Below are 23,565 nucleotides of genomic sequence, written 5' to 3'. Positions count from 1 at the left end.
CAGCCGATTGTTGAATCCCGATTGCGCCGGTCGCTGGTGTGCCGATCCGCACGACGACGCCGATCCACGCCCGATTCCGCCACTGCTCCCCTCCGCGAGATGCCACTTGTGAGCACCTCCACCGGCGTGTCCTGCGCACAAGTGGCATCTCGCGGGAGGGGAACAGCGGGTGGCGGACAGGGGGCCGATCCCTGCGGTGGCGCGGGCGGCGGTCGCGCAATCCAAGCTTCACGCCCCCGCAATCAGCGCGGACCGGAGCGGCTCCTACGCTCCTGACTCACCGGCGATCCGTCCGGGCTGAGCAGGAGGACAGGGGGTGACGGCATGGTGCGCTTCCTCGGCCGGCGCGCGTTCCGGGCGGTCGTGACGGTGCTCGCGGTGCTGACGTTCGCGTTCGTCCTGGCCCGGATGACCGGCGACCCGGTGCGGCTGATGCTGCCCGACCAGGCGACCGCCGAGGACGTCGCGGACGTGCGGCGGGCCCTCGGACTCGACCGGCCGCTGCTCGCGCAGTACCTCGGCTTCCTCGGCGACGTGGTGCGCGGCGATCTGGGCGAGTCGATCCGGCAGGGGCAGCCCGCCCTCGCCCTGGTGCTCGACCGGCTGCCGGCGACGCTCGAGCTCGCGATCTCCTCGTTCGTGATCGGGATCGTGCTGGCGACCGGGCTCGCCGTGCTCGCCGAGGTCACGGGCGACCGCCGACTGCGCACGGTGATGCTCTGGGCGGCGACGCTGCGGCAGGCGATCCCGCCGTACCTCTTCGGGATCCTGATGATCCTGGTGTTCTCGGTCGGGCTCGGACTGCTGCCCGCCCTCGGCCGCACCTCGTACGCCAGCTACGTGATCCCGGTGATCACCATCGCCACCTTCGAGGTGGCGCTCTACCTCCGGCTCTTCAACGCCTCCTTCGACGAGAGCCGCTCGCTCGACTTCGTCCGGACGGCGCGCGCCAAGGGGGTGCCGCGGTCGCGGATCGTGCTGCGGCACATGCTCCCGAATGCACTGCTGCCGATCATCACGGTCGCGGGCATCAACCTCGGCGTGCTCGTCGGCGGCCTGGTCGTGCTCGAGACGGTCTTCAACTGGCCGGGTCTCGGCCGCCTGATCGTGCAGGGGGTCACCCAGCGCGACTACCCGATCGTCCAGGCCGGCGTCGTCGTCATCGCCCTGCTCTTCATCGTGATCAACCTGGTCGTCGATCTGCTCTACGCCGTGCTCGACCCGAGAGTACGGCTGTCGTGAACGGCACTGTCGTGAAGGGAGCACTGTCGTGACCACCGACATGATCCGGACCCGGACCCGATGGCAGCTCGCCGCCGCCCGCCTCCCGGGGCCCTCCGTCGCCGTCGCCGTCGTGATGCTCGCCGTCGTGGCGCTCGTCGTGATCGTGGTGCCCTTCCTCCCCGCCTTCGACCCGTACTCGCAGGACCTCGCGGGCAGCAGGGCCGCCCCGTTCGCCGACCCGGCGCACCTGCTCGGGACCGACGCGCTCGGCCGCGACACCCTCAGCCGCCTGGCGGTCGCGACGCGCGTCTCGCTGCTGGTCGCGCTCGGGGCCGTCGCGATCAGCGCGGCCGTCGGTCTCGCGGTCGGGCTGCTGGCCGGCTGGCGGCGCGGCCGCCTCGACGGCGTCCTGATGGCGGTCGGCGATGTGCAGCTGGCGATCCCCGTCGTGCTGCTGCTGATCGTGCTCGTCGCCGCTCTCGGCTCGAGCCCGCTGCTGCTGGTGACCCTCCTGGGCCTGACCAACTGGGTCGGCTACGGACGGGTGACCCGCTCCCTCGCGGTGTCGCTGCGCGAGCGCGACTTCGTCTCGTCGGTGACGGCCGCGGGCGGCAGCGGCTGGTGGATCGTGCGCAAGCACCTGCTGCCGAACGTGCTGCCGCAGGTGCTGATCCTCGCGGCGTTCGAGATCGGCGTCGTGATCACCATCGAGTCGTCGCTGAGCTTCCTCGGCCTGGGCATCCAGCCGCCCACGCCGAGCCTCGGTCTGATGATCAACGAGGGCCAGAAGTACCTGCAGACCGACGCCGCGCTCACCCTCCTGCCCGCGCTGATGATCCTCTTCGTCATCGGCGGGATCCAGTTCGTCTCCCAGGGCGCGCGCCCGCGCCGCTGAGTGCCCCCTCCCCGCCTTCCCCCCGCTTCGCACTCTCCCGAAAGGCCTCCCCGTGACCCCTTCCTCCTCCCGCCGCCTCGGCCGATCCCGCCGCGGCCGTCGTGCCGTCGGCGCCGTCGCGCTCGTCGGCGCCGCGACGCTCGCCCTCGGCGGCTGCGCGAGCTTCGACGACGGCTCCGCCTCGGCCGCCGACACCACGAGCATCACCGTCGCGCTGACCGGCGAGCCGTCCTCGCTCGATCCGCTCTACGACACCCAGCTGCCGGCGCTGAACATCTTCTACAACGTCTTCGACCAGCTCGCCCAGGTGGACGCCGACGGCAGCGTCTCGCCGCGGCTCGCCTCGGGCTGGACCCACGACGACTCGCTGACCAGCTGGGTCTTCACCCTGCGCGACGACGCCGCCTGGCAGGACGGCACGGACGTCACGGCCGAGGACGTGGTCTTCACCTACGAGACGGCGATGAGCGATCCGGCGTCGAACCTCGGCGGCTACCTCTCGGCGGTCGAGTCGGTCGTCGCGACCGGCGAGGACGAGGTCACCTTCACGCTGAACACGCCGTTCGCGCCCTTCGACCGCCAGGTCACGCTCGTCCCGATCATCCCGAAGGCGGTCTACGAGGCCGAAGGGGCGGCCGCGTTCGCGAAGGCACCGGTCGGCTCGGGCCCGTACTCCGTCGCCTCCTGGGTGAACGGCGACTCGATCACGCTCGAGCGCAACGACGACTACTGGGGCGAGAAGGGCGCCTACGAGGAGGTCGTCTTCCAGCCGGTGCCGGACGAGACGACCCGGGCCAACTCGGTCCAGTCCGGCGACCTCGACCTGGCGCTGCTCGGTCCCTCCAACGTCGCCGCGGTCGAGGGCTCCGGCACGGTCGACGTCGTCGAGCAGGAGTCGAACCGCGTGCTCTACACCGGCTTCAACGCGACGGCGCCCTGGCTCTCCGATCCTGCGGTGCGCGAGGCCGTCGACCTCGCCATCGACCGCACCGCGATCAGCGACGACCTCCTGGGCGGAGCGGTCACCCCGACCGGCCAGCTGATCGCCCCCGTCTCCTTCGGCTACGACGAGGCGCTCCCCGCGACCGAGACCGACGCCGACGCGGCCCGCGAGCTGATCACGGCCTCGGGCTACGACGGCAGCCCGATCACGCTGTCCTACCCGACCAACGGCCTGCCGCAGATCGACCAGATCGCGCAGGCGATCGCGAGCCAGCTCGAGGACGTCGGGCTCACCATCGAGCTCGACGGCCAGGAGGCGAACACCTTCAGCGGCACCTGGTTCTCGGCCTCGCTGCCCGGTCTCTACCTCTACGCCTTCGCCCCCTCGGTGATGGACGCCGACCTGCCGCTGACCATGCTGCTCAAGACCGGCGGTCAGGGCTACGTCTCCGACCCCGCGATCGACGAGCTGCTCGCCGCCGAGACCGGCGAGGCCGACGAGACCGCGCGCGCCGACGACTTCGCGCAGATCTCCGCGCTCGTCGACGAGAACACCTACTACGCACCGCTCTTCACCGACACCTACACCTACGGCGTCGCGCAGGGCCTCGACTGGAGCCCGCGACCCGACGGGATGCTCGTCTTCAACTGACCCGCTCTCCCCACCTCTACCGATCAGGAGCACCGCCATGACCACCATCCCCCGCGAGAACACCGCGCTCATCGTCGTCGACATGCAGCGCGCCTTCTTCGACAACGACGACTCGCTCGGCCGCTCGGGCATCGACGTCACGCCGCTGCGCGACGCCATCCCGGGCACCCTCCGCCTGGTGCGGGACGCCCGCGCCGCCGGCGTGCCGGTGATCTTCACCCGCTACGTCTACATGCCCGGCATGGTCGACTTCGGACCGGTCCGCGGCGCCAAGGCCGCCGAGCGGATCGCCTCCAACTCGCTCGGCGCCGGCACCGACGAGATCGAGCTCATCCCGGAGCTGGAGGCGCGGCCCGACGAGATCGTGATCGACAAGTCGCGGCCGAGCGCGTTCTACGGCACCCGCCTCGAGCCGGTGCTGAACGGCATGGGCGTCCGCAACGTCGTGATCTGCGGAGTGACGACGAACATCTGCGTCGAATCGACGGCGCGGGACGCGGGCCAGCGCGACTACGGCACCTACGTGGTGCGCGACGCCGTCGCCGAGTTCACGCCGGAGCGGAACCATTTCGCGCTGTTCGGGATCGCCTGGTCGTTCGGTGAGGTCGTCGACCTGGCCGAGATCGAGGCGTCCTGGTCGCTCGAGGCGCCCGCGACCGAGGCCTCCGCGACCGAGGCTCCCGCGCTCGAGACCGCCGCGGTCTGAGGCCGCTCCCGTGACCGATCCGCTGCTCTCCCTCCGCGACGTCTCGATCTCGTTCGCCACTCCGGCCGGCGAGATCGAGGCGGTGCGCCACCTCGACCTGGATCTGCGCGCGGGTGAGACGATCGCCGTCGTCGGCGAGTCGGGCTCCGGGAAGTCGACGACCGCCGCGAGCATCAACCGGCTGCTCCCGGAGAACGGCAGGATCTCCTCCGGCACGATCCTCTTCGAGGGCGAGGACCTCGCGCAGGCGACGGAGAAGCGGATGACCGCGATCCGCGGCGCCGGCATCGGGCTGGTGCCTCAGGATCCGATGTCGAATCTGAATCCGCTGCAGCGGGTGGGCGCGCAGATCGCGGAGGCGCTGCTCGTGCACGGGCGCCTCCGGGGTGCCGCCGCACGCGACCGGGTCGTCGAGCTGCTCGAGATGGTGGGCATCCCCGAGCCGGCCCGGCGCGCGCGGCAGTACCCGCACGAGCTGTCCGGCGGCATGCGCCAGCGGGTGCTGATCGCGATCGGCCTCGCCTGCCGCCCGCGGCTGCTCATCGCCGACGAGCCGACCAGCGCGCTGGACGTCACCGTGCAGCGCGGAATCCTCGATCAGCTCGCCCGCCTCACCGCCGAGATGGGGACCGCGGTGATCCTGATCACGCACGACCTCGCCCTCGCGGCCGAGCGCGCCGACCGGGTGCTGGTGCTGTTCCGCGGCGAGGTGGTCGAGCAGGGCGAGGCGGCGGCCGTCCTGCGCGCTCCGCAGCACGAGTACACCCGGCGGCTGCTGGCCGCGGCGCCGACCCTGGCGTCGACCCGGCTGGTCGAGGACGCGCCCGCGTCCGAGGGCGTCGAGCCGCTGGTGAGGCTCCGCGAGGTCGGGAAGCAGTACCCGGTGCGCTCGGGCCTCGGGCGCAAGTCGCCGTTCACCGCCGTCGAGTCCTCATCGTTCGACATCCCGCGCGGCCGGACCGTCGCGGTCGTCGGCGAGTCCGGCTCGGGCAAGTCGACGACGGCGAAGGTCGTGCTGCGACTCGAGGAGCCGACGACCGGCGCGATCGAGTTCCGCGGCCGGAGCGTCGCGCACCTGCGCGGGAAGGAGCTGATGGACTTCCGCCGGCACGTGCAGCCGGTGTTCCAGAACCCGTACAGCTCGTTCGACGCGCGCTACACCGTGGCCCGCAGCATCGAGGAGCCGCTGCTGCTGCACCGGGTCGGCGACGGCGAGAGCCGGCGGCGGCGGGTCTCCGAGCTCCTCGCGCAGGTCGCGCTGCCGCCCGAGGTGGCGGAGAAGCTGCCGCGCGAGCTCTCGGGCGGGCAGCTCCAGCGGGTGGCGATCGCCCGCGCGCTCGCCCTCTCGCCCGAGCTGGTCGTGCTGGACGAGGCGGTGTCGGCGCTGGACGTCCTTGTGCAGGAGCAGATCCTCGCGCTGCTGGCCGAACTGCAGCGGGAGCTCGGGCTGAGCTATCTGTTCATCAGCCACGACCTCGCCGTGGTGCGGATGCTCGCGCACACCGTGCACGTGATGCAGAAGGGCCGCATCGTCGAGTCGGGCACGCCGGCGCAGATCTTCGAGGCGCCGCAGCACCCGTACACGCGGGCGCTGCTCGCGGCAATCCCCGACCCGGAGGCGGCCGCGGTCGGCTGACGGCCGTGCAGGGGTGAGCGCCCGCGGGGACTGCTCCGCCTCCGCCGACGCGGCGGCCCTCAGCAGTCGCGGGCGCGGAAGCGCAGCGCGGTCAGCGCGATCGCGTGCCAGCCCTGCTGACCGTCGTGCTGGCTCACGGTGAGCGTGCTCCCCGAGGGGAGGACGTCGAACACGAAGGTGTCGAAACGGGGGTCGTTGACGAGGACGGGCTCGAAGGAGGTGCTGCGCCGGAACGGGTCGGCCACCGTGCCCGTGCCGACTCCCGCGTCGGGGCCCTGGGCGGAGATCGAGGCGGGGGCGAGGCTGAAGCCGACGGTGGTCCACCAGCTCGCCACCCACGGGAGGGAGGAGTCCGCGAGCGACGTGATGTTCTGGAAGGTGAGCCGGACGTCGAGCGGGTCGAACGGCCGCCCGTCCGCTCCGAAGAAGCGGAACGTCAGCGTCTGCGAGTCGGGCCCGGGCGACGGGGTCTCCGTGAGCGCCCCGGCACGACGCTGGTTCAGCAGGAGCGTCCCGGGACCGAACGCGCCCGGCGCCCCGGCGCGCGCGACCGTCTCGCCCGGCGGCGGACCGGCCTCCTCCCCGATCCACACGGAGCCCTCGCCGGTCAGATTGAAGCTCCGGCCCTGCGACCCGGTCGCGGTGCCCGGCGCGAGGACGGACGTGATCCGCACCGTCGACACCGCTCCCCCCGGCGAGATCGCCGTGAGCACGGTCGGGTCGCTCGCGACGCTCGTCGGCGGGAACACCGTCGTGCCGAAGCACGGGGCGGGCGAGGCGGCGGCGAGCGGGGCCGCGACCGCCGCGCTGACGACGGGGACGCTCCACGCGGCGCTCGCGGCGACGGTGCGCCGGGTGGGGCCGTGCGGGTCGGCTCGGTGCTGCGGCATGCGGGATCCGTTCCGTGAGAGCAGGAGCGTGAGAGCAGGAGTGCGATCGGACGTCGGCGCGTCCACCCCGGCAGGTTAGGAGCAGCGATCGCCCGAGTGCGACGCTCCCCCACCGCTGGCGCGAAACTCGTGCTCAGCAGTCGCGGGAGCCGAAGCCGAGCCCCGTGATCGCGCTGCTGTGCCAGCCCTGGTAGCCGCCGTGCTGGCTGTAGACGAGCGAGCTGCCCGAGGGGAACGAGCGGAACGTGAAGGTGTCGTAGCGGGGCGTGAGTGGGACAGCCGGCTCCCAGTTGGTGGCGCGCCGGAAGGGGTCGGCGACCGTGCCTGCCCCGACCCCCGCAGCTCCGCCCCGTGAGGAGATCGAGGTGGGCGTGACGCTGAAGCCGACGGTCGACCAGAACTTCAGAGGCCAGTAGGACGTCTCACTCACCACACCCGACGTGATGTTCAGGACGGTGAGCCGGACGTCGACCGGGTCGAACGGCTTCCCCTCCTCATCGAGGAACTCGAAGGTGAGCGTCTGCGCTTCGAGACCCGGAGCAGGCGTCCCCGGGAACCTGACGTCCGACGTGGAGACCGCGCCGGCACGACGCTGGTTCAGGATGAGCACTCCGGGCTCGAAATAGCGCAGCGGCACCTCGTTGGCGAAGTCCGAGGATCCCCCGGCCCACCAGACAGTGCCGTCCTGCGTGAGGTTGTAGCTCTTCCCGTCGATCTCGGTCGTGGTGCCGGGGGCCAGGACGGAGGTGATCCGGACGGTCGACGCCTTCCCGGTGGGCGAGGACGCCATCAGCGTCGTGGGATTGCTCGCAATGCTCGTCAGCGTGAACATCGTGACGCTGGAGCACGGTTGCGGCGAGACCGGGGTGGCCGGAGTCATCGACGCGGCGGCGAGGGGAGCCCCGACCGCCGCGCTGATCACGGGGATGCTCCACAGTGCGCCCGCGGTGACGGAGCGACGGGTGGGACCGGAGGAGTGAGTCGGGTCGGACGAGAGAGGGGACATGGCGGATCCGTTCCGGAGGAGGGAGTGGACAGGCGAGGACCGACTGCCCGACACGGCAGCGTAGGTTCGACGCTCGGCAAAGACGAATCCTCCTCACTTCTGGCGCGGAACGTCGGTTCGTCATTCGCCCCGACCGCGAGGGTCAGCAGTTGTAGGACACGAAGCTCAGCGCCCCCAGCGCACTGGCGTGCCAGCCCTGGTGCCCCTGGTGCTGGCTGTAGGTGAGCGTGCTCCCCGAGGGGAACGCGCCGAACGTGAAGGTGTCGATCAGGGCTCGGCCGATTATCCCGGCGTCCGAGGACGCGGCGCGCCGGAAAGGATCCTCGGCCGTCCCCGTGCCGACTCCCTCATGGCCGGCCGTCGAGGAGATCGATGCGGGCCGGACGCTGAAGCCGACGGTGGACCACCAGCTCAGGAGCCAGGGATATCCGGGATTCGTGTCCGACGTGATGTTCTGGATCGACAGCTGGACATCGGTCGGATCGAACGATCGTCCGTCCGGGCCGACGAACGTGAAGGTCAGCGTCTGCGCATCGGGCCCGGGCGACGGATCCTCTGTGATCGGTCCGGACCGCCGCTGATTCAGCATCAGCGAACCGGCGGGGTAGTTGCGGACGACGACCTCCGAGACCGCCGACAGGCTGCCACCGGACGCCCATCGGTTGCCGTCCCGCACCAGGTTGAAGTCACGGCCCTGGGTCGCGGTGGTGGTACCGGCCGCCAGGGCGGAGTCGATCCGCACCGTCGAGACGGCACCGCCGGGCGCGACCGCCGTGAGCACCGTGGGATTGCTCGCGACGCTCGTCTGCGTGAACACCGCCGTGCTGCGGCAGGACGCGGGCGACGCGGCGGCGAGCGGAGCGGCGACGGCCGCGCTGACGACGGGGAGGCTCCACGCCGCGCTCGCGGCGATGGTCCGTCGAGTGGGTCCGGCGGGTGCGGAGGGGCGCGGGGGCATGGGGTTCCGTTCGGGAGAGCGACAGGGAGCGCGCGGGGACGGACCCGCTGACCCCGGCAGGATAGAAGGCACGCGCTCTGTGAGAGCGACGCTCCCTGACTCCTGGCGCGCGACGCCGCTTCACGAGCCCGCCGGCGCCCCGCCCGTCACTCCCCGTCGGCGAAGTCCGTGCCGCGACTGAGCGGCTCCCACGCGTCGACGTCGGAGCGGAGGGCGTCGAGCACCGCGCGGAAGGCGTCCGACGCGTCGTTGCCGAGCAGCAGGATCGACGGCGGCGCGGCCGACTCCACGGCCTCGATCAGCGCGGTCGCGGCCTTCGCCGGGTCGCCCTTCTGGGTGCCGTGCACGGTGTCGTGCTCCTTGCGGCGCTTGCCCGCCGTCTCGGCGTAGTCCGCGATCGGCTGCGACGACTGGGTGAGCGAGCGGCCGGCGAAGTCGGTGCGGAAGCCGCCCGGCTCGACCGAGAACGCCCGGATGCCCAGCGGTGCGACCTCCTTGCGCAGCGACTCGGTGAGCGCCTCGATCGCGGCCTTCACCGCGGCGTAGTAGCCCGATCCCTCCGGCGAGATGCGCGCGCCGATCGAGGACAGGTTGACGATGGTGCCGGAGCGGCGCTCGCGCATCCCGGGCAGGACCGCCTTGATCGTGCGGACGGTGCCGAAGAGGTGGGTGTCGAAGAGCTGCTGCACCGCGGCCTCCTCACCCTCCTCCACCGCCGCGCGGTAGCCGTAGCCCGCGTTGTTGACGAGCACGTCGATCCCGCCGAAGCGCTCCACGGCGGCGTCGACCGCGGCGGCGACCTGCGCGTCGTCGGTGACGTCGAGAGCCAGGGCGAGCGCGGAGTCGGGGTGCGCCTCGGTGATGTCGCGGACGGAGTCGACGTCGCGCGCGGTGACGACGGCGCGGTCGCCGTGGGCGAGGACGGCGGTCGCGAGCGCGCGGCCGAGTCCGGTGGAGCAGCCGGTGATGAGCCAGGTGGTCATGGCGGTCCTTCTTCCTCGAGGGCGCCCGCGGCAGGAGCGATCGGTGCGATCGGCGCGTTCACCGCGGGCAGGACTCCATTCCACCGCCGCCGGGGCGCCCGGGGACAGGGGTGGACGCGTGAGAGGCTGGTCCGGTGTCCACAGTGAGCGTGCCGACGCCGCGCTCGGGGGTCCGGACGCGGCGATTCCGGCGCCTCGCGCGCCTCGGCTTCGCCGTCAACGGCGTGGTGCACCTGCTGATCGGCGGCCTCTCGCTGCGGGTCGCGTTCGGGGACGAGACGACGCAGGAGGCGGATCCCTCCGGCGCGATCGCGCGCCTGGCCGAGACACCGGCCGGACTCGTCGTCGTCTGGGCGGCGCTGGTCGCGCTCGTCGCGCTCGGGCTCTGGCAGCTCTCCTTCCAGAGCCGCTCGAGCGATCCGAGCCGCGCGAAGCGCCTCGGGCGGCGGATCGTGGAGTCGGGCAAGGGCTTCGCGGCGCTCGCACTGGCCGGGACGACGCTGGTCTTCGCGCTCGGCGGGTCGACGAGCTCCTCCGCCACCATCCGCGCGATCAGCACCGATCTGCTGGCTCGACCGGCCGGCGCGATCGTGCTGACGCTGGTCGGCGGGATCGTCCTCGGCAGCGGGATCGGCTTCGTCGCCATCGGCGTGCGCCGCGGCTTCCGCAAGCTCGTGCGGATCCCCGCGGGGCGGCGCGGCACGGCCGTGCTGATCCTCGGCGCGGCCGGCTACGTCTCGAAGGGGATCGCCCTCGGCATCGCCGGCGGGCTCTTCGTCGTCGCCGCGATCACCGGCGACGCCCGGCGGGCGACCGGGCTCGACGGCGCCCTGCGCTTCCTCGACGTCCCGCCCTACGGGACCATCGCGCTCACCGTCATCGGCGCCGGCCTCGTGATGTACGGCGGCTTCCTGATCGCGCGCGCGAAGCTCGCCAAGCTCTGACGCCGGCCGGGGTCAGCTCGCGGGCTCGGCGGGGGCGAGACGCTTCGCGTAGCAGCGGGTCGCCGGCTCGTCGCCCCAGTAGCCGAAGCCGGGGATGAGCTCGTAGCCCGAGCTGCTGTAGAGCGCCATCGCCTCGGGCTGCTCGATGCCGGTGACGAGGCGGAGCAGCGTCACGCCGTGGCGGACGGCCAGCTCCTCGACTCCCGCGAGGAGGAGGCGGCTGTAACCGCGGCCGCGCGCCGACTCGGCCACGAACATCCGCTTGATCTCGCCGATCCCGCCCTCGGCGGCGAGTGCGACGCAGCCGACGACGTCCACCCCGACGTGGAGCAGCAGCGTCGGCGCGTCCGCGGGCGGCCTCGGCCCCGGGTCGTCGCCGCCGTAGCGCCGCATGATCTCCGCCTCCTGCACGGCGAACAGCCGCCCCGCCACCGCGTCGTCGGCCGTCGTCTCGACCAGCCGCACCTCGTCCGCACCCATGTCGCTCACGGTCCCATCGCGCGCCGCGAGATGCCACTTGTGCACGCGACACGCCGTGAAAAACGTGCACAAGTGGCATCTCGCGGAGGGTCAGCAGACGTCGGAGCGGAACCGGAGGGCACTCAGGTAGATCGAGTGCCAGCCCTGCCGGCCGTCGTGCTGGGTGTAGGTGAGCGTGCTGCCGGAGGGGAACGCGTCGAAGGAGAAGCCGTCGCTCCGGAGGAACGGGAGAGTCGTCTCGTCCTCCGTCGCGCGCCGGTACGGGTCGGCGATCGTGCCGGCACCGACGCCCTCGGAGATGCCGTCCCTCTGGATCGCGGTCGGCGCGACGCTGAAGCCCAGCGCGTCCCAGTGAGTCTGCGGCCACGGCACGCGCTTCTGCGAGGTGATGTCGATGAACTCGAGCTGGAGACCGACCGGATCGAAGAGGTTTCCCTGCGGGTCGAAGAACTGGAAGGTCAGGGTCTGGGAGTCGACTCCCGGGCTGGGGAGCTCGCCGATCGGACCTGCGCGGCGCTGGTTCAGGACGAGCGCGCCGCCCACGCCGTAGGTGAACATCACCTCAGTGTTCACGCCGTCACGGGTGCCGCCTCCCCACCCCTGGTCGCTCTGAGTCAGGTTGTAGCTCGTGCCCTGCGTCCCGGTCGTGGTGTTCGGAGCGACCACCGTTGCGATGCGGACGGTCGACACCGCGCCCGTGGGGGAGACCGCCAGGAGCGTCGCAGTGTCGCCCCCGGCATTCCTGGTCCGCCGGAAGTCGACCTCGCTGTCGCAGAGGACGGCGGTCGAAGCGGCCGCGAGGGGCGCGGAGATCACCGCGGCGGCGACGGGAGCGCTCCACGCCGCCGCGGCGGTCACGGTGCGGCGGGAGGGTCCGGGCGTGCCGGAGGAGGGCTGAGACATGCAGGGTCCTTTCGATGGCGATCAGAAGACGGAGTCGCAGGGCGTGGTAACGCTGTCATCCACGACGATCGCCAGCTAAGCGCACCCCTTCCCTCCGACGCACGCCCCCCGTTGGTGGCGACCGCACCCCCTGACGCGCTGCGCGAGATGCCACTTGTGCACGCGACACGCCGTGAGAAGCGTGCACAAGTGGCATCTCGCGGGAGGGAAGGGGGACGCGCGGGTCAGGCGTAGGTCGCGGCGATCTCGGCGAGGCACTCGCGGAAGACGCGGACGGCGGGCGAGGCGAGCTGGGCCTCGCGCTGGGCCGTGAAGATGGTGCGGCGGGGGCGGCCGGGCAGTTCGAGGAGGCGGCAGTCGGCCTCGCCACCGGCCCAGACCAGGTCGGGCATCAGCGCGACCGCGTTGCCCGAGGCGGCGAGGCGGATCTGCGCCTGGAGGTCCGCGGTCTCGAAGCGCACGTCGGGCTCGAAGCCCGCGACGCGGCAGGTCTGCTCGGCGAAGTGGCGGCTGGCGGTGCCGCGCGGCTCCATCACCCAGGCGGCGTCGCGGGCGCCCCGCAGATCGCGGATCGCGGAGTCGCGGCCCACCGCGAGGCGGATCGCGTCGGTCGTCAGGTCTCTGCGCACCAGGCCCGGCAGCCAGGACACGGAGTGGCCGGGGTACTGCTCGGCGACGACCAGGTCGAACTCGCGCGCCCAGGAGGTCTCGTGCAGCGCCCCCTCCGGCTCGCGCTGCACCATCTCGACCCGCACCTCGGGCGCGCGCTCGGCGATCGAGCGCAGCGCGCCGGGCATCAGCGCGAGCGCCGCCGACTGGAAGACCGCGACCCGCACCCGACCGGTGACCGACTCCCCCGACGCGGCGAGCGCCGCCTCCGCCCGCTCGAGCAGCGCCAGCACCTCGCCGGCCGCCGCGACCAGGATCTCGGCCTGCGGGGTGAGCTGCACCCGCCGCCCGACCTTGCGCAGCAGCTCGACGCCGGTCTCGCGCTCGAGCACGCTCAGCTGCTGCGACACGGCGGAGGGACTGTAGGCGAGGGCCTCCGCGGCGGCGGCGAGTGTGCCCCGGATGGCGACCTCGCGCAGCAGCACCAGGCGGCGGACGTCGAGCACGGGGGACCTCGATTCGGCGCGGAGATTCAGTAAGCAGGAGTGACCGGTACCGGTAAGGAACGGTCGCTTCTGCTCAACGGTACCCCGGTCGGATACTGACGTCATGACGGATCTCGCAGCGCCTGCCCGCTCCACCGGCACCTCCCCCGACGCCGCCGCCGCCCACGCCGGCCCCGCCGCGGACAGCGTCGACCCCGGCCTCGTCGACGCGAGCGTCGCCCTGGTGCGTCAGTGGCTGCGCGACGCCGCCGACGTCCCGGTCGACGCCTCCGGCGCCCAGCTCGCGGGCGTGCTGAAGGACCCGAGCGGCCTCGACTTCACGGTCGGCTTCGTCGACGGAGTCGTCCGCCCCGAGGACACCAAGGTGGCCGCCGCGGCGCTGCGCTCGATCGCCGGCGGCGTCCCCCGCTTCCTGCCCGCCCCGATGCGCGGCGCGGTCGCCCTCGGCGGCGCGGTGGCCCCGCTGCTGCCGGACGTCGTCGTGCCGATCGCGCGCCGGGTGCTGCGGCAGATGGTCGGCCACCTCATCATCGATGCGACCGACTCGCGCCTCGGCCCGGCGATCGCGAAGATCCGCCGCGACGGCGTCCGGCTCAACATGAACCTGCTCGGCGAGGCGGTCCTCGGCCGCAAGGAGGCGCAGCGCCGGCTCGAGGGCACGCACCGCCTGCTCGCGCGCGACGACGTCGACTACGTGTCGATCAAGGTCTCCTCCACCGTCGCCCCGCACAACCCGTGGGCGTTCGACGCCGCGGTCGACGACATCGTCGAGGAGCTCGCTCCGCTCTTCACCCGCGCCGCCGCCGCGACGCCGCAGAAGTTCGTGAACCTCGACATGGAGGAGTACAAGGACCTCGATCTCACCATCGCGGTCTTCACCCGCCTGCTCGACCGGCCCGAGTTCCTCGGCCTCGAGGCGGGCATCGTGCTGCAGGCCTACCTGCCCGACGCGCTCTCCGCGATGATCCGGCTGCAGGAGTGGAGCGCCGCGCGCCGGTCCCGCGGCGGCGCCGGCATCAAGGTGCGCCTGGTCAAGGGCGCGAACCTGCCGATGGAGCAGGTCGAGGCGTCCGTGCACGGCTGGCCGCTGGCGACCTGGTCGACGAAGCAGGACTCGGACACCAACTACAAGCGCGTGATCGACTACGCGCTGCACCCGGACCGGATCCGGAACGTGCGGGTCGGCGTCGCCGGCCACAACCTCTTCGACGTCGCCTACTCCTGGCTGCTGGCCGGCGAGCGCGGCGTCCGCGAGGGGATCGAGTACGAGATGCTGCTCGGCATGGCGCAGGGCCAGGCGGAGGCGGTGCGCCGCACGGTCGGCTCGCTGCTGCTCTACACGCCGGTCGTCTCGCCCGCCGAGTTCGACGTCGCGATCGCCTACCTGATCCGCCGGCTCGAGGAGGGCGCGTCGAGCGACAACTTCATGTCGGCCGTCTTCGAGCTCGAGGCTCAGCCCGCGCTGTTCGCCCGCGAGGAGGCCCGCTTCCGCGCCTCCGTCAGCGCGCTCGACGGAGCGGTGCCGCCCGCGCACCGGGTCGCCGACCGCTTCGCCGCGACCGGCCGCCCCGGCTTCGGCGACTTCCGCAGCACCCCGGACACCGACCCGTCCGTCGCGGCGAACCGCGCCTGGGCGGACGAGATCCTCGCCCGCGTGCCCGCCTCCCGCGCCGGTGTCGACGCGATCGAGGCCGCGACGATCGCCACCCGCGAGGAGCTGGAGGCGGCCCTCGCCGCGACCCGCGCCGCCGGCTCCGCGTGGGGCGCCCTGCCCGCCGACGAGCGGGCGCGCATCCTGCACCGCGCCGGCGACGAGCTCGAAGCGCGCCGCGGCGAGCTGCTCGAGGTGATGGCCGCCGAGGCCGGCAAGACCATCGACCAGGGCGACCCGGAGGTCTCCGAGGCGATCGACTTCGCGCACTACTACGCCGAGCGGGCCCGCGAGCTGGACTCGGTGGACGGGGCGGTCTTCCACCCCGCGCAGCTGACGCTCGTCGCTCCGCCGTGGAACTTCCCGGTCGCGATCCCCGCGGGCGGTGCGCTCGCCGCGCTGGCCGCCGGCTCGGCCGCGGTGCTGAAGCCCGCCGGGCCGACCGCGCGCTGCGGCGCCGTGCTGGCCGAGGCGCTCTGGGCCGCGGGCGTTCCGCGCGAGGCGCTGCTGCTGCTCCGACTGCCCGAGGAGGAGCACGGCGCCGACCTCGTCGCGCACCCCTCGGTGGACCGGGTGATCCTCACCGGCGCCTACGAGACCGCCGAGCTGTTCCGCTCGTTCCGGCACGACCTGCCGCTGCTCGCCGAGACCAGCGGCAAGAACGCGATCATCGTCACGCCCTCCGCCGATCTCGACCTCGCGGTGAAGGACGTCGTCTCCAGCGCCTTCGGCCACGCCGGCCAGAAGTGCTCGGCCGCGTCGCTCGTCGTGCTGGTCGGCTCGGTCGCGCGCTCCAAGCGCTTCCGCGCGCAGCTGCTCGACGCGGTCGACTCGCTCACCGTCGGCCTGCCGACCGATCCGGCGACCCGGATGGGGCCGGTGATCGAGCCCGCCGCGGGCAAGCTGCTGCGCGGCCTCACGACCCTCGGCGAGGGCGAGCGCTGGCTGCTGAAGCCGCGCGCGCTCGACGACAGCGGGATGCTGTGGAGCCCGGGCGTCCGCGACGGCGTGCGCCGCGGCTCCGAGTACCACCGCACCGAGTACTTCGGTCCGATCCTCGGCATCATGACCGCGGCGACGCTCGAGGACGCGATCGCGCTCGTCAACGAGGTCGACTACGGCCTCACCTCCGGCCTGCATGCCCTCGACCCGGCCGAGATCGGCACCTGGCTGGGCGGGATCCAGGCCGGCAACCTCTACGTCAACCGCGGCATCACCGGCGCGATCGTCGAGCGCCAGCCGTTCGGCGGCTGGAAGAAGTCGGCCGTCGGACCGGGCACGAAGGCCGGCGGGCCGGACTACCTGCTGGGCCTGGGGTCGTGGAGCTCTGCGCCGTCGACCGCCACCACCGCGGTCGAGGACCCGCGCGTCGGCCGGCTCGTCGCCGCCGCCCGCGCGGAGCTGTCGCCCGCGGAAGCCGACGCCGTCGAGCGGACGGCCCGCAGCGCGGCGCAGGCTCTGGCCGCGGGCGCCGCCCGGGACGTCACCGGGCTGGCCGCCGAGCGCAACGTGTTCCGGCACCTGCCGTACGACGCCCCGGTGCTGATCCGCCTCGCGGACGGCGAGCCGGTGGGCTCGCTCGCGCAGGTCGTCGTCGCCGCGGCGACCGCGGGCACCCGGGTGGCGGTATCGAGCGCGACGGCGCTGCCTCCGCAGCTCGTCTCCGCCATCGCGTCGGGAGCGTCGGCTGTCGCCGTCGAGGACGAGGCCGCCTTCGCGGCGCGGGTCCGCGAGCACGGCGCCGGCCGCGTGCGCCTGCTCGGCGCCGACGCCTCCTCCGTGACGTCCGTCACCGGCGGCCGCCCCGACCTCGCCGTCTACGCGAACGAGGCCACCGAGTCCGGCCGCCTCGAGCTGCTCCCGTTCCTCCGCGAGCAGGCCGTCTCGATCACCGCCCACCGCTTCGGCACCCCGGACCACCTGACGGACTCCCTGCTCTGACCTCTTCCGCGAGATGCCACTTGTGCACGCTTTTCACGGCGTGTCGCGTGCACAAGTGGCATCTCGCGGGAGGGGAGGGGGACGTGGGTCAGAACAGGCCGCGCGGCGACTCCACGGAGGCGAGGACGCCGGGGGCCGCGACGATCGTCAGGCGGGCGACCTCGTCCGCCGTCAGCTCGGGCAGGCGCTGGGCGAGGTCGAGGAAGCGCTCGATCTCGGGCTCCTCGAGGACGTCGGCGGCGAGGGTGCGGAACTTCGCGACGTACTGCTCGCGCGTGAACGGGTGCGCGCCGAGCGGATGCGCGTCCGCCACCGCGATCTCGTCCACGATCGTGCTGCCGTCGGTGAGCAGGATCTCGACGCGCGCGCCGAACGCCTTCTCCGCCGGGTCGGTCGAGTGGTAGCGGCGGGTCCACTCCGCGTCCTCCTCCGTCGTCGTGCGCTGCCAGAGCGCGACGGTGTCGGGGCGGGCGGCGCGCTCGGGGGCGTAGCTGCGCTCGTGGTGCCAGGCGCCGTCCTGCAGCGCGACCGCGAAGATGTACGGCACGGAGTGGTCGAGCGTCTCGCGGGACGCCGTCGGGTCGTACTTCTGCGGGTCGTTCGCGCCGGAGCCGATCACGTAGTGGGTGTGGTGCGAGGTGTGCAGGACGATCCGCTCGACGCGCTCGGGATCGGCGGCCTCGGGGTGCGCGTGGTGCAGGCGGCGGGCCAGGTCGATCAGCGCCTGCGCCTGGTACTCGGCCGAGTGCTCCTTCGTGTAGGTGTCGAGGATCGCGCGCTTGGCCTCGCCGGCGTCCGGCAGCGGCACGTCGTAGGACGCGTCGGGGCCGTCGAGCAGCCAGGCGATCACGCCGTCCTCGCCCTCGTAGATCGGCGACGGGCTGGTCTCGCCGCGCATCGCCCGGTCGACGGCCTCGATGGCGGCCTTGCCGGCGAAGGCGGGGGCGTACGCCTTCCAGCTCGAGATCTCTCCCTTGCGCGACTGGCGGGTGGCGGTGGTGGTGTGCAGCGCCTGGGCGATCGCCTGCTCGATGACGGCGACGTCGAGGCCGAGCATCGTGCCGAGTCCGGCCGCGGCCGAGGGGCCGAGGTGCGCGACGTGGTCGATCTTGTGCCGGTGCAGGCTGATCGCGCGGACGAGGTCGACCTGGACCTCGTAGCCGGTGACGATGCCGCGGACCAGCCGGGCGCCGTCGATGCCCGCGTGCTGGGCGACGGCGACCAGCGGCGGGATGTTGTCGCCGGGGTGCGAGTACTCGGCCGCGAGGAAGGTGTCGTGGTAGTCGAGCTCGCGGACGGCGACGCCGTTCGCCCAGGCGGCCCACTCGGGCGAGACGCGGCGGCCCGGGTCGACGCCGAACACCGTCGCGCCCTCGCCGCCGATGGAGGCGGGGTGGGCGAGCGCCTGCGAGCGCGCGGCGACGACGGGGCGGCGCACCAGCGACGCGGCGGCGACGGCAGCGTTGTCGATGACGCGGTTGACGACCATCTCGGCCACCTCGGCCTCGACCTCGACGGGATCGGCGGCGACCTCGGCCAGGGCGTGGGCGAGCTGCCCGTGGCGCGGGAGGTCCTCGTCGCTGCGGTGGACGCGGACGTGGTGTTCGTGCACGGGGGCTCCTTCGGCTCGTCCCTGCCAATCTAGCGGCGGGGCCGCCGGGCAGACTGTCGGCATGACCGCCACCCGCGTGGCCGCGTTCGACTGCGGCACCAACTCCCTCCGGCTCCTGATCGCGGACGTCGAGGACGGCCGCCTCGTCGACGTCCTCCGCCGCACCGAGCTCGTCAGGCTCGGCCACGGCGTGGACCGCACCGGCCGCTTCGACCCGGAGGCGCTCGAGCGGACCCTCGCCGTGACCCGCGAGTACGCCGAGCTGGTCCGCGAGGCCGGGGCCGAGCGCGTGCGCTTCGTCGCCACCTCCGCGACCCGCGACGCGGCGGACCGCGAGGACTTCCTCGTCGCGGTCGAGCGGATCATCGGCTCCCGCCCCCAGACGATCAGCGGCGAGGAGGAGGCGGCCCTCTCCTTCCGCGGTGCGCTCTCGGCCGTCGACGCGCCCCGGCCCGTCCTGGTCGTGGACCTCGGCGGCGGCTCGACGGAGCTAGTGCTGGGTGGAGCGGAACCCGAGCAGGCGCACTCGATGGACGTCGGCAGCGTCCGGCTCACCGAGCGCCACCGCGCCGGCGGGGGTGCGCCGACCGCGGAGCAGCGAAGCGCGATCCGCGCTGACGTCCGCCGCGCACTGGCCGCCTCCCCCGTGGACCTCTCGGCCGCGCGCAGTGTCGTCGGAGTCGCGGCGACGGTCCTCACGGTCACCGCGCACGTCCTCCGCCTCGAGGCCTACGACCGCGACGCGCTCGAGGCGACCCTGCCGATCCGCGACGTCCTCGCCGCCTGCGACGAGCTCGCCGCGCTCTCCCCCGCCGCGACAGCCGTCCTCCCCTACGTCCGCGCCGGCCGCGAGGACGTCCTCGGCGCCGGCGCCGCCATCTGGTCCGAGGTCCTCAGCGCCGTCCAGGAGGCCTCCCCCGCCGTGACGTCGGTCACGACGACGGCCCACGACATCCTCGACGGCCTGGCCCTGCACCTCTGACCCCTCTGCACCTCTGATCCCCTCCGCGAGATGCCACTTATGAGCGCGACGCGCCGCAGAACGAGCACACAAGTGGCATCTCGCGGGAGGGGTCAGCGCGTGAGGGTGCTGCCGGAGTCGTGGGGGAGGCGGGCGGCGGCGATCAGGGGGACGAGGGTCAGGACGGCCAGCGTCAGGAAGGCGAAGCGGTAGGGGACGAGGCCGGGGCCGAACGCGGAGCCCGCGGCCAGCGCGATGCCGCCGGCGGCGACGCCGAAGCCCGCGGCGATCTGCTGGGTCGTCGCGCTGAGGGTGTTCGCGCCCGACATCCCCTCGGGCGCCACCTCGGCGAAGGTGACCGTGTTGTAGGCGGTGAAGCCGGCCGAGCGCGCGACACCGCTGAGCACCAGCAGCGCCACGATCAGCGGGACGGGCACACCGGGATCGAGGAACGCCATCGCGACCATGCAGGCGATGCCGACGACGTTCGCCGCGACGAGCACCCCGCGGAAGCCGACCGTGTGCAGGAGCCAGGTCGTCGCCGGCTTGATCGCCAGATTGCCGACGAAGAGCGCGAGCACGATCGAGCCGGCCTGCACCGCGTTCCAGCCGAAGGCGTCCTGGAAGAGCAGCGGCAGCAGGAACGGCACCGCGTTGATCGTCGCCCGGTAGAGCGAGCCGCTCGCGTTCGCCACCCGGAACGTCGAGAAGCGGAAGGCGTCCAGCGGCACGAGCGGGTGCGGCGTGCGGCGCAGGTGCCGGACCGCGACGGCGGTGACGAGGGCGCCGGTCACGGCCAGGCCGAGCGCGACGGTGTCCGAGCCGCTGCCGGTCACGAAGCCGGTCGCGCCGACCAGCGCGCCGAGTCCGACCGCGACCAGGAGCAGGCCGACGACGTCCAGCGGAGGCGGTGAGGCCTCGACGCCGGCCGGGATGATCCGCCGCGCGATCACGAGGGCGACGACGCCCAGCGGCAGGTTGATCAGGAAGATCCAGTGCCAGGAGGCGTAGGTCGTCAGCAGCCCGCCGAGGAACGGCGCCAGGATCGGCGCGACCAGGCCCGGCCAGACCAGGATCGCGATGGCGCGGATGATCCCCTCCCGCGGCGTCACGCGCAGCACCGCGAGCCGGCCGACCGGCACCATCAGCGCGCCGCCGACGCCCTGCAGCACGCGGGCCGCCACGAGCAGCGGCAGGGTCGGGCTGAGCGCGCAGAGCAGCGACGCGAGCGTGAACACCGCGATCGCGGTCGTGAAGACCCGGCGCACGCCGAAGCGCTCGCTCAGCCAGCCGGAGGCGGGGATCAGCACCGCGACGGTGAGCAGGAACGCGGTGACGGTGATCGCGACGGCGGCGGAGTCGACGCCCAGGTCGGCGCCGATCGCGGGCGCCGCGGTGGTGACGATCGTCGCGTCCAGGTTCTCCATGAAGAAGCAGCCCGCGACGAGGAGGGCGATCGCGCGCTGACGGCGGGGATCCAGGGCGGCCTCCTGCGGGGACGGGTGCGGCGGGGCGGGCGCCGGGACGACAAGGGCGAGCGTAGCGCGCAGCCCGGCACGACTCGGCCCGGTACCGTCGAGGGCATGAGCGCCTCCGAGAACCGCACCGTCCAGCTCCGCCGCTACGAGCTCGTCGACGGGGTGATGGACGACTTCCTGGCCTGGTACCGCGCGAAGATCGTCCCCGCCCGCGCCGCGCACGGCTTCACGATCGAGTTCGCCTTCGCCGACCGCGAGGTGAACGAGTTCGTCTGGGCCGTCAGCACTCCGGGCGACGCGGAGGCGTTCGCCGAGATCGAGAAGGCCTACCTCGCCTCCCCCGAGCGCGAGGCCGCCTTCGCCGGCGAGCCGACCCGCGTGGCCGTGCACCACGTCCGGCTCGTCGAGCGCATCGTCTGACCGGGGCGGGGCGGCTCCCGGGAGCCGCCCCGGACCTCAGCTCCGGGCGCGGCGCGCGACGGCCAGGGCGGCCCGCAGGGCGAGGGAGCCGACGGCGATCGAGGCGACGGTTCCGAGCAGCCGCGGCAGGACGTGCTTCGGCGAGTCGAGCCCCGCGCGGTCCTTCGGCGAGGCCAGCGCGGCCGGCGGCAGGGTGCGGCCGTTGGCGCCCGCCTCCGCCATGTGCGCGAGCCGGCGCAGGGTCTCGATGTTGCGCACCCAGAGGAACGAGTGCAGCAGCGGCTTCGGGATGAGCGTGCCGGGGCCCTTCACCGCCGTCTCGTGGATGCGGACCCTGCAGCCGTCGCGGTGCGGCTCCACCTCGAGGCGGACGCGCGCCTCGCCCATCGGCCAGCCGGCCGCCTGGATGATGAAGCGGCTCGACGGGTCCCACTCCAGGACCGTCGTCTCGTCGTCGATCACCAGCGGCCAGACGCCGAAGGAGTGGTGCAGCTTCGAGCCGACGTGCGGCCAGTCGCGGCCGACCCGGCGCATCCGGGACGAGCCGACGACCCACGAGGGGAAGAGCCAGCCGGACGCGAAGACGGCGAAGACGGACTCGGGCGGGCAGTGGAAGACGCGGGTGTTGCGGGACATCGCGGGCTCCTAGTCGTGAGGGCGGGGTCGGGCGGGTCGTGCCGCCCGACCCTCAGGGTGCCAGATCGGACGCGCGGGTCCGATCGGGCGAGGGCGACAGATCGGGCGCCCGCCGGATCCCGAACTCGTGCCGGAGCGCACTGCGGGCGGCGTGCCAGCCGGCCATCCCGTGCACGCCCGGGCCGGGCGGCGTCGAGGACGAGCAGAGGTAGAGACCCTTCGCGGGCGTGCGCCACGGGTCGGAGGAGGGGATCGGCCGCGAGAGCAGCTGCGCGACGCTCGCCGCTCCGGCCGCGATGTCGCCGCCGATGTAGTTGGGATTCCAGGCCTGCATGTCGCGGGCCGTCATCGAGGACACGGCGAGGACGCGGTCGCGGAAGCCCGGGGCGAAGCGCTCGATCTGCGCGGTGATCGCCTCGCGCTGGTGCGCCGGCGAGTCGCGCGGCACGTGCGTGTACGCCCAGAGGACCTGCTTGCCCTCCGGCGCGCGGGTCGGGTCCAGCACCGAGGGCTGCGCCACGAGCACGTACGGGTTCTCGCTGTGCCGTCCCTGGACGACGTCGCGCTCGGCCGCGGCGATCTCGGCGCGGGTGCCGCCGACGTGCAGGGTGCCGGCCCCGGCGAGCTCCGGGTCCGTCCAGGGGACGGGTCCGTCGAGCGCGAAGTCGACCTTGGCGACGCCGTTGCCGTAGCGGAACATCCCCAGCGCCGAGGTGTAGGGGCCGGGCAGGCGGTCGCCGGCGAGCGCGAGGAGCGCCCTCGGCGTGAGATCGAGCAGCACGGCGCGCGCGCTCGGCAGCTGGGAGAGCGAGGTGATCTCCACTCCGGTCTCGATCGTGCCGCCGTGAGCGCGGAGGTCGTCCGCCATCGCGTCGACGATCGCCTGGCTGCCGCCGACCGGCACCGGCCAGCCGCGCGCGTGCGCGTAGGAGCCGAGCGCGAGCGCCGCGGCGGCCGTGGACAGACTCGGCATCGGCCGGATCGCGTGCGCGGCGACCCCCGCGAACATGGCGGGCGCGACCTCCTCGCGGAACCGCGCGTTCCAGAGCGGCGAGCCCTGCTCGAGCACGCGCAGGCCGAAGCGGAGCAGCACCGAGGGGTCGGTCGGGATCTTCAGCAGGGCGTCGTTGGTGAAGCCCGCGACGCGGTCGGCGCGCTCCGCGAGCGGACCCATCAGGGAGCGCCACGCCGCACCGTCGCGCCCCAGCGCCGCGGCGGTCCGCTCGAGGTCGCGGTAGGCGATGCCCGAGCGGCCGCCGTCGAGCGGGTGCGCGTAGGAGATCTCGGGCAGCCGCAGGTCGATCCGCCGGTCGAGCTGGAACCGGCGGAAGAACCCGGAGGCGAGCGCCATCGGGTGCACGGCCGAGCCGATGTCGTGGTGGAAGCCGGGCAGCGTCAGCTCGGCGGTCCGAGCGCCGCCGCCCAGGGTCTCGTTGCGCTCGTAGACCGCGACCGAGAGCCCGGCGCGGGCGAGGGTGACCGCGGCGGAGAGCCCGTTGGGGCCGGAGCCGACGACGACGGCGTCGACCACG

Annotated in this window: 20 protein-coding genes; 9 read left to right on the top strand and 11 right to left on the bottom strand. The window is 73.3% G+C overall.

The features are described from left to right. The first annotated feature begins 324 nt into the window (after positions 1-324). The 5 genes from MT353_RS20215 to MT353_RS20195 are packed head-to-tail and all read left to right on the top strand — an operon-like array spanning position 325 to position 6,055. Positions 325-1,242, top strand: a complete 918-nt coding sequence (locus tag MT353_RS20215) for an ABC transporter permease (RefSeq protein ID WP_243625736.1) — start codon at positions 325-327, stop codon at positions 1,240-1,242. A 28-nt stretch (positions 1,243-1,270) separates the two neighbouring features. Beyond that, entirely contained in the window at positions 1,271-2,119 is an 849-nt protein-coding gene (locus MT353_RS20210; protein ID WP_243625735.1) for an ABC transporter permease, read from the top strand. Between the two features lie 52 nt (positions 2,120-2,171). Then, entirely contained in the window at positions 2,172-3,713 is a 1,542-nt protein-coding gene (locus MT353_RS20205) for an ABC transporter substrate-binding protein (RefSeq protein ID WP_243625734.1), read from the top strand. A gap of 37 nt (positions 3,714-3,750) precedes the next feature. After that, the gene (locus MT353_RS20200) at positions 3,751-4,419 is read left to right on the top strand and encodes a cysteine hydrolase family protein (RefSeq protein WP_243625733.1); all 669 of its coding nucleotides are present in this window, start codon (positions 3,751-3,753) and stop codon (positions 4,417-4,419) included. Between the two features lie 10 nt (positions 4,420-4,429). Further along, positions 4,430-6,055, top strand: coding sequence for an ABC transporter ATP-binding protein (locus MT353_RS20195; protein WP_243625732.1), 1,626 nt, complete (start codon positions 4,430-4,432; stop codon positions 6,053-6,055). Positions 6,056-6,114: 59 nt separating this feature from the next. Here MT353_RS20195 and MT353_RS20190 read toward each other — a convergent pair whose 3' ends face one another. The 4 genes from MT353_RS20190 to MT353_RS20175 form a co-directional block, all read right to left on the bottom strand. Next, positions 6,115-6,945, bottom strand: coding sequence for a hypothetical protein (locus tag MT353_RS20190; protein ID WP_243625731.1), 831 nt, complete (start codon positions 6,943-6,945; stop codon positions 6,115-6,117). A 133-nt stretch (positions 6,946-7,078) separates the two neighbouring features. Continuing rightward, positions 7,079-7,951 carry a hypothetical protein gene (locus MT353_RS20185; RefSeq protein ID WP_243625730.1) on the bottom strand — a complete coding sequence of 291 codons (873 nt, stop codon included), beginning with the start codon at positions 7,949-7,951 and terminating at the stop codon, positions 7,079-7,081. A gap of 142 nt (positions 7,952-8,093) precedes the next feature. Next, positions 8,094-8,909 carry a hypothetical protein gene (locus tag MT353_RS20180; RefSeq protein WP_243600357.1) on the bottom strand — a complete coding sequence of 272 codons (816 nt, stop codon included), beginning with the start codon at positions 8,907-8,909 and terminating at the stop codon, positions 8,094-8,096. 146 nt (positions 8,910-9,055) lie between these two features. Further along, a complete protein-coding gene (locus tag MT353_RS20175; protein ID WP_243600356.1) occupies positions 9,056-9,892 on the bottom strand; it encodes an oxidoreductase in 837 nt (278 codons plus the stop codon). A gap of 134 nt (positions 9,893-10,026) precedes the next feature. On the opposite strand from MT353_RS20175, the gene MT353_RS22090 reads away from it, so the two are divergent. Then, positions 10,027-10,836, top strand: coding sequence for a DUF1206 domain-containing protein (locus MT353_RS22090; protein ID WP_173287283.1), 810 nt, complete (start codon positions 10,027-10,029; stop codon positions 10,834-10,836). A gap of 12 nt (positions 10,837-10,848) precedes the next feature. Here the strand turns inward: MT353_RS22090 and MT353_RS20165 are convergent, their stop codons facing one another. From MT353_RS20165 to MT353_RS20155, 3 genes are all read right to left on the bottom strand, one after another. Next, a complete protein-coding gene (locus MT353_RS20165) occupies positions 10,849-11,316 on the bottom strand; it encodes a GNAT family N-acetyltransferase (RefSeq protein WP_243600599.1) in 468 nt (155 codons plus the stop codon). Positions 11,317-11,406: 90 nt separating this feature from the next. Further along, on the bottom strand, positions 11,407-12,219 hold the full coding sequence (locus tag MT353_RS20160; protein WP_243600355.1) for a hypothetical protein: 813 nt from the start codon (positions 12,217-12,219) through the stop codon (positions 11,407-11,409). A 224-nt stretch (positions 12,220-12,443) separates the two neighbouring features. Next, positions 12,444-13,334, bottom strand: coding sequence for a LysR substrate-binding domain-containing protein (locus MT353_RS20155; protein ID WP_243625729.1), 891 nt, complete (start codon positions 13,332-13,334; stop codon positions 12,444-12,446). Between the two features lie 103 nt (positions 13,335-13,437). Between MT353_RS20155 and MT353_RS20150 the strand changes: the two genes are divergently transcribed. Beyond that, entirely contained in the window at positions 13,438-16,926 is a 3,489-nt protein-coding gene (locus tag MT353_RS20150; RefSeq protein WP_243625728.1) for a bifunctional proline dehydrogenase/L-glutamate gamma-semialdehyde dehydrogenase, read from the top strand. Between the two features lie 88 nt (positions 16,927-17,014). Here the strand turns inward: MT353_RS20150 and MT353_RS20145 are convergent, their stop codons facing one another. Then, positions 17,015-18,538 (bottom strand): MmgE/PrpD family protein, encoded by a 1,524-nt coding sequence (locus MT353_RS20145; RefSeq protein WP_243625727.1) that lies wholly within the window; start codon positions 18,536-18,538, stop codon positions 17,015-17,017. Between the two features lie 61 nt (positions 18,539-18,599). On the opposite strand from MT353_RS20145, the gene MT353_RS20140 reads away from it, so the two are divergent. Then, entirely contained in the window at positions 18,600-19,520 is a 921-nt protein-coding gene (locus MT353_RS20140; RefSeq protein WP_243625726.1) for an exopolyphosphatase, read from the top strand. 92 nt (positions 19,521-19,612) lie between these two features. On the opposite strand, the gene MT353_RS20135 is transcribed toward MT353_RS20140, so the two are convergent. Further along, positions 19,613-20,956: an MFS transporter gene (locus MT353_RS20135; protein ID WP_308197545.1), complete on the bottom strand. Its 1,344-nt coding sequence runs from the start codon at positions 20,954-20,956 to the stop codon at positions 19,613-19,615. Positions 20,957-21,082: 126 nt separating this feature from the next. Between MT353_RS20135 and MT353_RS20130 the strand changes: the two genes are divergently transcribed. Next, on the top strand, positions 21,083-21,397 hold the full coding sequence (locus MT353_RS20130) for a hypothetical protein (protein ID WP_243600349.1): 315 nt from the start codon (positions 21,083-21,085) through the stop codon (positions 21,395-21,397). Positions 21,398-21,433: 36 nt separating this feature from the next. Here MT353_RS20130 and MT353_RS20125 read toward each other — a convergent pair whose 3' ends face one another. Both MT353_RS20125 and MT353_RS20120 read right to left on the bottom strand, forming a co-directional pair. Continuing rightward, the gene (locus MT353_RS20125) at positions 21,434-22,033 is read right to left on the bottom strand and encodes an SRPBCC family protein (protein WP_243600348.1); all 600 of its coding nucleotides are present in this window, start codon (positions 22,031-22,033) and stop codon (positions 21,434-21,436) included. A gap of 52 nt (positions 22,034-22,085) precedes the next feature. Further along, positions 22,086-23,564 carry an NAD(P)/FAD-dependent oxidoreductase gene (locus tag MT353_RS20120; protein ID WP_243625724.1) on the bottom strand — a complete coding sequence of 493 codons (1,479 nt, stop codon included), beginning with the start codon at positions 23,562-23,564 and terminating at the stop codon, positions 22,086-22,088. Position 23,565 lies beyond the last annotated feature (1 nt).

This window comes from Rathayibacter sp. VKM Ac-2927, assembly GCF_022815525.1.
In the GTDB taxonomy this organism is placed as follows: domain Bacteria; phylum Actinomycetota; class Actinomycetes; order Actinomycetales; family Microbacteriaceae; genus Rathayibacter; species Rathayibacter festucae.
Note: the sequence above shows the minus strand (reverse complement) of the source record. Positions and strands in the feature narration are given on the sequence as shown.

Coding starts and splice junctions, on each gene's coding strand:
- MT353_RS20185 (WP_243625730.1), bottom strand. CDS start 7,951: ATGTCCCCTCTCTCGTCCGACCCGACTCACTCCTCCGGTCCCACCCGT.
- MT353_RS20180 (WP_243600357.1), bottom strand. CDS start 8,909: ATGCCCCCGCGCCCCTCCGCACCCGCCGGACCCACTCGACGGACCATC.
- MT353_RS20140 (WP_243625726.1), top strand. CDS start 18,600: ATGACCGCCACCCGCGTGGCCGCGTTCGACTGCGGCACCAACTCCCTC.
- MT353_RS20200 (WP_243625733.1), top strand. CDS start 3,751: ATGACCACCATCCCCCGCGAGAACACCGCGCTCATCGTCGTCGACATG.
- MT353_RS20150 (WP_243625728.1), top strand. CDS start 13,438: ATGACGGATCTCGCAGCGCCTGCCCGCTCCACCGGCACCTCCCCCGAC.
- MT353_RS20190 (WP_243625731.1), bottom strand. CDS start 6,945: ATGCCGCAGCACCGAGCCGACCCGCACGGCCCCACCCGGCGCACCGTC.
- MT353_RS20160 (WP_243600355.1), bottom strand. CDS start 12,219: ATGTCTCAGCCCTCCTCCGGCACGCCCGGACCCTCCCGCCGCACCGTG.
- MT353_RS20175 (WP_243600356.1), bottom strand. CDS start 9,892: ATGACCACCTGGCTCATCACCGGCTGCTCCACCGGACTCGGCCGCGCG.
- MT353_RS20130 (WP_243600349.1), top strand. CDS start 21,083: ATGAGCGCCTCCGAGAACCGCACCGTCCAGCTCCGCCGCTACGAGCTC.
- MT353_RS20125 (WP_243600348.1), bottom strand. CDS start 22,033: ATGTCCCGCAACACCCGCGTCTTCCACTGCCCGCCCGAGTCCGTCTTC.
- MT353_RS20165 (WP_243600599.1), bottom strand. CDS start 11,316: ATGGGTGCGGACGAGGTGCGGCTGGTCGAGACGACGGCCGACGACGCG.
- MT353_RS20215 (WP_243625736.1), top strand. CDS start 325: ATGGTGCGCTTCCTCGGCCGGCGCGCGTTCCGGGCGGTCGTGACGGTG.